Here is a 9,787-nt window from a genome sequence, read left to right on the forward strand (position 1 = left end):
TGGCCTCCGACTTCCCTCCGTGCCACCTTCGCGGCCCTCGACCGGCTCGCCCCGGACCTCGCGGCCGAGCGGGCCACCCGCCTGTGGTGCACCCCGCCCGGCAACCCTGGCCGGCGCAAGGACTTCCGCCCCCGCCCCGGGCAGATCGACCGGGTCCGGACCGAGCGCGGGGCCGAGCTCGTCGTCGAGAGCTGGGGCGAGGGTCCCGTGGTCCACCTCGTGCACGGGTGGGGTGGCTGGCGCGGTCAGCTGGGTGCCTTCGTGGCCCCCCTGGTCGCGGCCGGGTACCGGGTCGTGGCCTTCGACGCCCCGGGTCACGGGGAGTCCGAGCCGGGGCTCATGGGCCCCGGCCAGGGCAACGTGCTCGACGCGGTCGAGGGTCTCGCGGCGGTCGGTCGGGCCTTCGGGCCCGCCGCGGGCATGGTCGCCCACTCGATGGGCTGCACGGCCGCCGTGGTCGTGGCCCGCGAGCACCTCGCCGTCGGGCGCCTGGCGCTGATCGCCCCGAACGAGGACTTCGCGCGGATCTCCTACGGGTTCGCGCAGGCCATCGGCGTCACCGAGCGCACCCGCAGCAGGCTGCAGGCCCGCCTCGAGGCGCTCTGCGAACGGCCGGTCGACGGCTTCGACCTCGGCCCGCTGGGGGCCGACGGCGGCCTCCCGGACCCGTTGGTGATCCACGACCGCCAGGACAAGGAGACCCCGTACGCCGTCGGCGTCCGCATCGCCGGGTCGTGGCCCAACGCGAGGTTCCTGACCACCTCGGGCCTGGGGCACCAGCGCATCCTCGCGGACGACGGCGTGGTCGCGTCCGTGGTCGAGCACCTCACCCGGCCGGACGGCTCCTAGCCTCGAGCTCAGCCATCGGGATCCCGAGCAGCGCCGCGAGCGTGCGGACCACGCCGTTCTCGGTGTTGGCCGGGGCCTCGTGACGGGCGCGCTCGCGGACCTCGGGGTGGGCGTTGGCCATCGCGAAGGACAGGTCGGCGGCCTCGAGCATCTGCAGGTCGTTGAGGTAGTCGCCGAAGACGACGGTCTGGGCAGGGGTCACGTCGAGGGCGTCCTGGAGGGTCGCGAGCGCGGCGCCCTTGTGGGTGCGTCGGTCCATGACGTCGGTCCAGTGCTGGCCCGAGACCACCACCTGGTGGGTCGCGGCGAAGCGCTGCAGGGCCGGGGCCGTGGTGCGGTGCGCGGCGCCGAAGTCGAAGACGGCGACCTTGAGCACGTCGTCCTCGACCGCGAGGAGGTCCTCGACCACGGTGAGCCGCGCGTAGTACCGCTCGGCCTCGTCGAGGAAGGGCCGGTCGGCGCGCTCGACGTAGGCCGAGCGCTTGCCGCAGACCACGGCCCCCACGTCCGGGCCCGACGCCGCGAGCTCCCGCACCGTGGCGACGACCCCCTCGACCAGGGGCCGGTCCAGGGCCCGCGAGCTGAGCTCGGCGCCGTCCCGCGAGACGTAGGCGCCGTTCTCGGCGATGTACGCGAGCTCGTGCGGCCGGCCCGCGAACTGCTCGACGAGCGTCGCGTGCTGGCGGCCGCTCGCGGGGCAGAAGACCACCCCGCGTCGGTCGAGCTCGTCGAGCAGGGGCCACAGCGTCGGGTGCACCTGGTGGTCGGCGTCGAGCAGCGTCCCGTCCATGTCGACCGCGACGAGGCGGATGTCGAGGGTCGCGGGGTCGAGGCCGGCGGGCAGGTCGGCGGAGGTGAGGGCGGTCGTCTCAGGCACGCAGTCCATCCTCCCCGATCCCCGTGACCTCACGATCGGATCACGCCTGCGGCGAACACGGGCAGTGCTGGGGGGTACCCGCGGTTAGCCTTGACGAACGACGTCCAGACCCTGCGCCAGGCAGGGTGCACGCCGCCCGCAAGGAGCGCAGATGTTCGAGAGATTCACCGACCGGGCCCGCCGGGTGGTCGTCCTCGCCCAAGAAGAGGCGCGGATGCTCAACCACAACTACATCGGGACCGAGCACATCCTGCTCGGGCTCATCCACGAGGGTGAGGGCGTCGCAGCGAAGGCGCTCGAGTCGCTCGGGATCTCCCTGGACGCCGTGCGCCAGCAGGTCCAGGAGATCATCGGCGAGGGCCAGCAGGCCCCCTCGGGTCACATCCCCTTCACCCCGCGCGCCAAGAAGGTGCTCGAGCTTTCCCTGCGCGAGGCGCTGCAGCTCGGCCACAACTACATCGGCACCGAGCACATCCTGCTCGGCCTCATCCGTGAGGGCGAGGGCGTGGCCGCCCAGGTGCTGAACAAGCTGGGCGCCGACCTCAACCGGGTCCGCCAGCAGGTCATCCAGCTGCTCTCGGGCTACCAGGGCAAGGAGCCCGTCGCGGCGGGCGGCCCGGCCGAGGGCCAGCCCTCGGGCTCGGCGGTGCTCGACCAGTTCGGCCGCAACCTGACCCAGGCTGCCCGTGAGGGCAAGCTCGACCCGGTCATCGGCCGCGCGCAGGAGATCGAGCGCGTGATGCAGGTCCTGTCGCGCCGCACCAAGAACAACCCGGTCCTCATCGGGGAGCCCGGCGTCGGCAAGACCGCCGTCGTCGAGGGCCTCGCCCAGGACATCGTGCGCGGGGACGTGCCCGAGACGCTCAAGGACAAGCAGCTCTACACGCTCGACCTGGGTGCTCTCGTGGCCGGCTCGCGCTACCGCGGTGACTTCGAGGAGCGCCTGAAGAAGGTCCTCAAGGAGATCCGCACCCGCGGCGACATCATCCTGTTCATCGACGAGATCCACACCCTCGTCGGGGCCGGGGCAGCCGAGGGCGCGATCGACGCCGCCAGCATCCTCAAGCCGATGCTGGCGCGTGGCGAGCTGCAGACCATCGGGGCGACCACCCTCGAGGAGTACCGCAAGCACGTCGAGAAGGACGCGGCCCTCGAGCGGCGCTTCCAGCCGATCCAGGTGGCCGAGCCGAACCTGAAGCACGCGATCGAGATCCTCAAGGGCCTGCGGGACCGCTACGAGGCGCACCACCGCGTGTCCATCACGGACAGCGCGCTGGTCGCGGCGGCCACCCTGGCCGACCGCTACGTCAACGACCGGTTCCTGCCGGACAAGGCGATCGACCTGATCGACGAGGCCGGCGCGCGCCTGCGGATCCGTCGCATGACGGCCCCGCCCGAGCTGCGTGACCTCGACGAGCAGATCGCCGAGGCGCGCCGCGACAAGGAGTCCGCGATCGACGAGCAGGACTTCGAGAAGGCCGCGCGCCTGCGCGACGTCGAGAAGCAGCTCGGCCTCCAGCGCGCCGAGAAGGAGAAGGCGTGGAAGTCGGGCGACCTGGACACGGTCGCCGAGGTCGACGAGGAGCTCATCGCCGAGGTGCTGGCAATGTCCACCGGCATCCCGGTGTTCAAGCTCACCGAGGAGGAGTCCAGCCGGCTGCTCCACATGGAGGACGAGCTGCACAAGCGCGTCGTCGGCCAGGAGGACGCCATCAAGGCGCTCTCGCAGGCCATCCGTCGGACGCGGGCCGGGCTCAAGGACCCCAAGCGCCCCGGTGGCTCGTTCATCTTCGCCGGCCCCACGGGCGTCGGGAAGACCGAGCTCGCCAAGGCCCTCGCGGAGTTCCTCTTCGGCGACGAGGACTCGCTCATCCAGCTCGACATGAGCGAGTTCTCCGAGAAGCACACCGTCTCGCGGCTCTTCGGCTCGCCCCCCGGGTACGTCGGCTACGACGAGGGCGGGCAGCTCACCGAGAAGGTGCGTCGTCGTCCGTTCTCGGTGGTCCTCTTCGACGAGGTCGAGAAGGCCCACGCGGACATCTTCAACTCGCTGCTGCAGATCCTCGAGGACGGTCGACTGACCGACTCGCAGGGCCGGGTGGTCGACTTCAAGAACACCGTGATCATCATGACCACGAACCTCGGCACGCGGGACATCGCCAAGGGCCTCCAGACCGGCTTCCAGGCCGGCGGCGACCTGTCGACCTCCTACGAGCGGATGAAGGCGAAGGTCGGGGACGAGCTCAAGCAGCACTTCCGGCCCGAGTTCCTCAACCGTGTCGACGACACGGTCGTGTTCCCGCAGCTCACGCAGACCGAGATCATCCAGATCGTCGACCTGATGATCGCCAAGCTCGAGACGCGGCTCAAGGACAAGGGCATGGGCATCGAGCTCACCCCCGCGGCCAAGCAGCTGCTCGCCGACAAGGGTTACGACCCCGTGCTGGGGGCCCGGCCGCTGCGCCGCGCCATCCAGCGCGAGATCGAGGACCAGCTCTCGGAGAAGATCCTCTTCGGCGAGCTCCGCACCGGTCAGACCGTCCAGGTCGACGCCGAGGGCGAGGGCCTGCTCGGGGAGTTCATCTTCCGGGGCATCGGCAAGGACGCCCCCGCCGAGGGCGAGGGTGGCGAGCCGGTCGGCGTCGCGGTGTCGGCCATGCCGCCGCTCACCACGACCGACGACGGGTCGAACGAGGACTGAGCGCAGGACCCCCACCCTGACGGGGTGGGGCTGAGCACCGGGAGCGCCCGGGGCAGGTGGGAGACCATCGGCCCCGGGCGCTTCGTCGTCCCCAGGCCTGCGTCGCGCACCGCCTCCAGACAGGACCTGCTCGGGGCGCGACCTACCCCGCCCGGTCGGCCCCCGCCGTCGGGGTCGAGGCGCTGAGGCCCGCGGTGAGCTGGTCGGTCTGGGCGAGGTGGTTGGCCATGATCGCGGAGGCGCGGTCCCCGTCACCCTCGGCCAGGGCGGCGATGAGGTCCCGGTGCTCGCGGGCGCTCTTGGCGTGGTCGACGCCGCCCACCCGGGCGAAGGCAGCGAGGTAGTAGCTGCTGATCTGCCGCAGGTTGGTGAGGATCCCCGCCAGGCGCGGCGCACGCGCGGCCTCGATGACGGCGAGGTGGAACTCGCGGTTCGCCTCGAGCCAGTCCTGGTGGGTCTCGGTGGCCTCCATGACCGTCTCGAGGTCGCGCAGGTTCTCGAGCTCCTCGGGGGTGATGTGATCCGCGGCCTGACGCACGGCCAGTGGCTCGAGGACCAGACGCAGCTCGTTGACCTCGATGGCGTCCGCGATGTCGATGCGCCGCACGGTCGCGGCGCGGTGCGGGTCGAAGTCGACGAGGCCCTCGTTGATGAGGTCGCGCATCGCCTCCCGCACCGGGGTGACGCTGATGCCGAGCTGCTCGGCGATCTCGGTCTGGACCAACTTGGAGCCGGGCGGGTAGTCCCCGGCGAAGATCGCCGACCGGAGTCGGGTGCGCACCCACTCGTGGGTGGTGCGGGCCGGTCGGCCCTCCTGCGATCTGTGTCCCGGCACTCGCCGCTCCTCGTCCCTCGACCGCGCCCGGGCGCCAGGTCTCCGATCCGTCATCGTGCCACGGGACGAGGTCGGTGCGACGGCACCTCGAGCCCTTGGTCGGTCTCCCCTGACGCGTTACACCCTCTTTACATACGACACATGCGCGAGAAACGGCCTCCCCGTAGACATGCTCTATAGATTATAGAACCCACCGAGGAGATGGCTGTGGCATCCACACTGACGAGTCCTCGCCCTGACGTCGATACCTCGGCGGCACCGGCGCAGCTGGTGATCGACCAGGTCCACCGCAGCTTCCCGAACCCGGAGGGCGGCACCGTCGACGCCCTCGTCGACGCCAACCTCAGCGTCCGCCCGGGGGAGTTCATCTCCCTCATCGGGCCGAGCGGGTGCGGCAAGAGCACCCTGTTCAACCTCATCGCGGGGCTCGACGCCCCGAGCAGCGGGCGCATCGTGATCGACGGCGTCGACCGTGCGGGCCAGCAGGGGCTCGTCGGCTACATGCTGCAGAAGGACCTGCTGCTGCCGTGGCGCACCGTCGTCGAGAACGTCGTCCTGGGCCTGGAGATCAGCGGCGTCCGCAAGAAGGCCGCCCAGGCGATCGCCCGTCCCCTGCTCACGACGTACGGCCTCGCCGGGTTCGAGAACCGCTACCCCCACCAGCTCTCGGGCGGGATGAAGCAGCGGGTCGCCCTGCTGCGCACCATCCTGTTCAACCGCGACATCATCCTGCTCGACGAGCCGTTCGGAGCCCTCGACGCCCAGACCCGCGAGCAGATGCAGGAGTGGCTCCTGGACCTGTGGGACGACTTCCACAAGACCGTCCTGTTCGTCACCCACGACATCGACGAGGCGATCTACCTCTCCGACCGGGTCTTCGTCATGTCGGCCCGGCCGGGGCGGATCATCGCCGAGTTCGAGGTCCCGCTCTCCCGGCCCCGCAAGCCTTCGGTGGTCACCAGCCCCGAGTTCGTCGCGCTGAAGGCCGACGCCCGGGAGCTGCTCAACGGGGCCCACACCACGCACACGACCAGCACCCCCAGCTCCGAGGAAGGGACGGTGGCCTGATGGCTACCCTCGTCAAGCCGCCCACCGCCGAGGCCCAGCCCACCTCCGAGGGGAGCCTCCAGGAGCTCGCGACCCTGCGTCGAACCACCACCCCGCCGATGCGGCGCCGCCGGTCGGAGAAGGAGCCGCGTGGCTGGTTCGTCGCGGCCCTGCGTCTGGGCGTCGTGGTCATCGCCCTGGTCGGCTGGGAGCTCGGGGTCCGTGCGGGCCTGGTGGACCCGTTCTTCTGGAGCCAGCCCTCGAGCATCTGGGAGACCGGGGTCATCGCCTTCCAGTCGGGGGACATCCTGGCCGACGCCCGGTTCACCTTCACCTCGACCGTGCTCGGGTTCATCATCGGGGTCCTCGGGGGTGTGGCGATCGGGCTGTCCTTCTGGTGGTCGCGGGCCTACGCGCTGACCGCCGAGCCCCTCGTCATCGCCTTCGAGGCGATGCCCAAGCTCGCCCTCGCCCCCATCGTCGTCCTCGTCCTCGGTCTGGGCATGACGTCGAAGGTCGCGATGGCCACCGCCCTGGTGATCGTCATCCAGATCCTCAACACCTACTCGGCGGTCAAGGCGGTCGACAAGGACCTGACCACCCTCATGTACTCCCTCGGGGCCTCACGCTGGCAGGTCTTCGTCAAGGTGGTGGTCCCCTCGACCCTCCCGTGGGTGGCCTCGAGCCTGCGGGTCGCGATCGGCCTGGCACTGACCGGCGCGATCGTCGGGGAGTACATCGGGTCCAACGCCGGCCTCGGCCGGATGATCCAGTACGCCGGGTCCACGTACGACATCGCGCTGATCTGGGTCGGCGTCTTCACCCTGGCTGCGCTCTCGATGGCGCTCTACCTCGTCGTCTCCTGGTTCGAGAAGCGCCTGCTGTCCAACATCACCCACACGCGGTAGCCCCCAGGCGCGGCAGGCCCGCCTGGCCTTCCACCCCCTCCCGACGACGGCACCCGCCGTCGCCCTGACCCCGCACGCCCGAACCCCCGCACGTCCGAACCCCGCACGCCGTCCACCCCGTCCCCACCCACGAAGGACACTCCCGTGAAGAAGACCTCCCTCCTGGCCCTGGCCACGGTCTCTGCCCTCACCCTCGCCGCGTGCGGTGGTGCAGCCGACGCCGACCCGGGCACCGACGAGCCGGCGGCCGAGCCCGCCTCGACCGAGACGACGACCATCACCCTCGCCGAGCCCGTGCACGGCGTCGGCTACCTGCCCCTGTACGCGGCCCAGGCCGAGGGCTTCTTCGCCGAGGAGGGCCTCGAGGTCGAGGTCACGACGCTGACCGGCGGCGGCCACGTCAACGCGACCCTTGCCGGGGAGGCCTTCGGGTTCATCGGCGGGCCCGAGTCGGGGGCCGTGGCCAACGTCAAGGGCGCCGACCTGGTGACCATCGCGAACGTCGTCAACCGCGGCAACGTCTACATGGTGGCCGCCGAGGGCACCGAGCCCGCCGAGGGCGAGGACATCGGCGACTACCTGACCGGCAAGACCATCGCTGGCGGACGCTACGGCGGCACCCCCAACGCGATCCTGCGCCACATCCTCGCCCTCGAGGGGCTGGACCCGGAGAGCGACGTCACGCTCATCGAGGTCGAGGACTCGAGCGCCATCCCCTCGGTCATCGCGCAGGGCCAGGCGGACGTCGCCGTCGTCGCCGAGCCCCAGCTGGGCCTGGGGATGGCCGAGGGCCTGTGGGGCGAGCCCTTCCTCAACCCGCTGCAGCTCCTCGGACCGTACGCGTACTCCTCGATCGTCGTGCCGCGCGAGACCGTCGAGAACGACCCCGACCTGGTGCAGGCCTTCGTCACGGCCCTCGAGCAGGGCCAGGAGCTCATCGAGAGCGACCCCGAGTACGCCGCCGAGCTCACCGCGGCTGAGTTCCCGACCATGGATCCCGAGGTCATCGACTCGACCCTGGCCCGGGCCTACGCCGACGAGCTGTGGGGCGGGACCCACCTGACCGAGGAGGCCGTCGAGACGGCCCTCGAGGTGGCCCGCTCGGGCAACATCCTCGACGACTCGGAGACGCCGCAGAGCTTCGACCAGATCGCCGACAACCAGTTCGTCTCGAGCGCTCCCTGACGGTCCTGGCCAGAGCAGCGCCCCCCGCCCGCCCCACTCAGCAGCACCTGTTCAGCAGCACCTGTTCAGCAGCACCTGTTCAGCAGCACCGCGTCCAGCAGCTCTCCCAGCAGCACCCGACGAAAGGACCTGCCCCATGCCCTCCTACTCACCGACCCGCTTCGCCCCGGGCCGCGCCGCCCTCGTGGTGGTCGACGTCCAGAACGACTTCTGCGACCCGGAGGGGGTCTGCGGCCAGCGCGGCTCGGACACCTCGGCAGCGGTCGAGATGGTGCCCCGGCTCCAGGCCCTCATCGAGGACGCGCGTGCGGCCGGCGTCATGGTGGTCTTCATCCAGACCACGCACGACGAGCTGACCGACTCCCCGGCCTGGCTGGCCCGCCGGGGCGACCCCGAGGCCGGCGCACCCCCCGCGGGCTCGACCTGCTACACCGGCAGCTGGGGTGCGGAGTTCTACCAGGTCGCGCCCGCGCCCGGAGAGCCCGTGGTCATCAAGCACCGATACTCGGCCTTCGCCGGGACGGACCTCGACCTGGTGCTGCGGGTGGCCGGCATCGAGTCGTTGATGTTCACCGGGGTCGCGACCAACGTGTGCGTCGAGTCGACCCTGCGCGACGGGCTGTTCCTCGACTACCACGTGACCCTCGTCGAGGACTGCGCCGCGAGCTACGAGGCCGAGCACCACCGCACCACGGTCGAGACAGTCGACAAGTACTTCGGCGTGGTGGCGAGCAGCGAGGAGATCAGCTCGACATGGTCGGCACTGTCCAAGGTCGCGTGACGGGGGGAACCTCGCAGACCGCCCTGCTGGCGGTCCTGGGGGTCCTCTACTGGTCGGCGCACACCATGCTCCGGCCGCTGATCGGCCCCTACGTGCTCGACGACGGCGGGACGGCGACGGAGGCCAGCCTGGCGCTGGCGTCCTTCGCCGTCCTGCCGACCCTCCTGGCCATCCCCCTGGGGGCGATGACCGACCGGTGGGGGGTCCGCACCCTGCTGGTCAGCGGTGGTGCGGTGATGACCCTCGGGGGCGGGGTGCTCTTCGTCCCCGCGGGGCTCGCCGGGGTGATGGCCAGCCAGGCGCTCATCGGTGTGGGCACCCTCGCGGTGTGGGTCTCGCTGCAGACGGTCGCGACCCTCTCCCGGGGGGAGGACGAGCCGCCCCGGGTGCGCAACGCCCGCCTGGCGACCTTCTCGCTCTTCCTCGCCGCGGGCCAGGCCATCGGGCCGGCGCTCGGCGGGCTGCTCGCCGACGCGGGGGGCTACTTCCTGGCTTTCGGCGCCTACACGGGGCTCTCGGCCCTGCTGATCCTGCTCGCCCTCGCGGTGCGCTCGGGTCCGCGGGCGGCTGCTGCGGCAGGGTCGGGCGCGACCGCCGGGGCTGA

The 9,787-nt window shown here is 71.2% G+C and carries 9 protein-coding genes; 7 read left to right on the forward strand and 2 right to left on the reverse strand.

Annotation, left to right across the window (positions count from 1 at the left end; all coding sequences use genetic code 11):
- Positions 1 to 849 (forward strand): alpha/beta fold hydrolase (locus tag L0B03_RS09200; RefSeq protein WP_250445513.1); only part of this gene is annotated, 849 nt, incomplete at its 5' end.
- Here the strand turns inward: L0B03_RS09200 and L0B03_RS09205 are convergent.
- Positions 827 to 1,726: a Cof-type HAD-IIB family hydrolase gene (locus tag L0B03_RS09205; RefSeq protein ID WP_250445514.1), complete on the reverse strand. Its 900-nt coding sequence runs from the start codon at positions 1,724 to 1,726 to the stop codon at positions 827 to 829. The genes L0B03_RS09200 and L0B03_RS09205 overlap by 23 nt on opposite strands.
- A 151-nt stretch (positions 1,727 to 1,877) precedes the next feature.
- Here L0B03_RS09205 and L0B03_RS09210 point away from each other — a divergent pair, with 151 nt between their 5' ends.
- Positions 1,878 to 4,427: an ATP-dependent Clp protease ATP-binding subunit gene (locus tag L0B03_RS09210; protein ID WP_250445515.1), complete on the forward strand. Its 2,550-nt coding sequence runs from the start codon at positions 1,878 to 1,880 to the stop codon at positions 4,425 to 4,427.
- Between the two features lie 142 nt (positions 4,428 to 4,569).
- Here L0B03_RS09210 and L0B03_RS09215 read toward each other — a convergent pair whose 3' ends face one another.
- On the reverse strand, positions 4,570 to 5,262 hold the full coding sequence (locus L0B03_RS09215; protein ID WP_250445516.1) for a GntR family transcriptional regulator: 693 nt from the start codon (positions 5,260 to 5,262) through the stop codon (positions 4,570 to 4,572).
- 207 nt (positions 5,263 to 5,469) lie between these two features.
- Here L0B03_RS09215 and L0B03_RS09220 point away from each other — a divergent pair, with 207 nt between their 5' ends.
- The 5 genes from L0B03_RS09220 to L0B03_RS09240 form a co-directional block, all read left to right on the forward strand.
- Positions 5,470 to 6,330 (forward strand): ABC transporter ATP-binding protein, encoded by an 861-nt coding sequence (locus L0B03_RS09220; RefSeq protein ID WP_250445517.1) that lies wholly within the window; start codon positions 5,470 to 5,472, stop codon positions 6,328 to 6,330.
- Positions 6,330 to 7,217 (forward strand): ABC transporter permease, encoded by an 888-nt coding sequence (locus tag L0B03_RS09225; RefSeq protein WP_250445518.1) that lies wholly within the window; start codon positions 6,330 to 6,332, stop codon positions 7,215 to 7,217. The genes L0B03_RS09220 and L0B03_RS09225 overlap by 1 nt, the downstream gene beginning before the upstream one ends.
- Before the next feature lie 144 nt (positions 7,218 to 7,361).
- Positions 7,362 to 8,402 carry an ABC transporter substrate-binding protein gene (locus tag L0B03_RS09230; protein ID WP_250445519.1) on the forward strand — a complete coding sequence of 347 codons (1,041 nt, stop codon included), beginning with the start codon at positions 7,362 to 7,364 and terminating at the stop codon, positions 8,400 to 8,402.
- Between the two features lie 136 nt (positions 8,403 to 8,538).
- Entirely contained in the window at positions 8,539 to 9,183 is a 645-nt protein-coding gene (locus tag L0B03_RS09235; protein WP_250445520.1) for a cysteine hydrolase family protein, read from the forward strand.
- The coding region (locus L0B03_RS09240; RefSeq protein WP_250445521.1) for an MFS transporter at positions 9,180 to 9,787 on the forward strand (608 nt) is incomplete at its 3' end. The genes L0B03_RS09235 and L0B03_RS09240, both read left to right, overlap by 4 nt.

Source organism: Actinotalea sp. C106, from assembly GCF_023630195.1.
Classification (GTDB): domain Bacteria; phylum Actinomycetota; class Actinomycetes; order Actinomycetales; family Cellulomonadaceae; genus Actinotalea.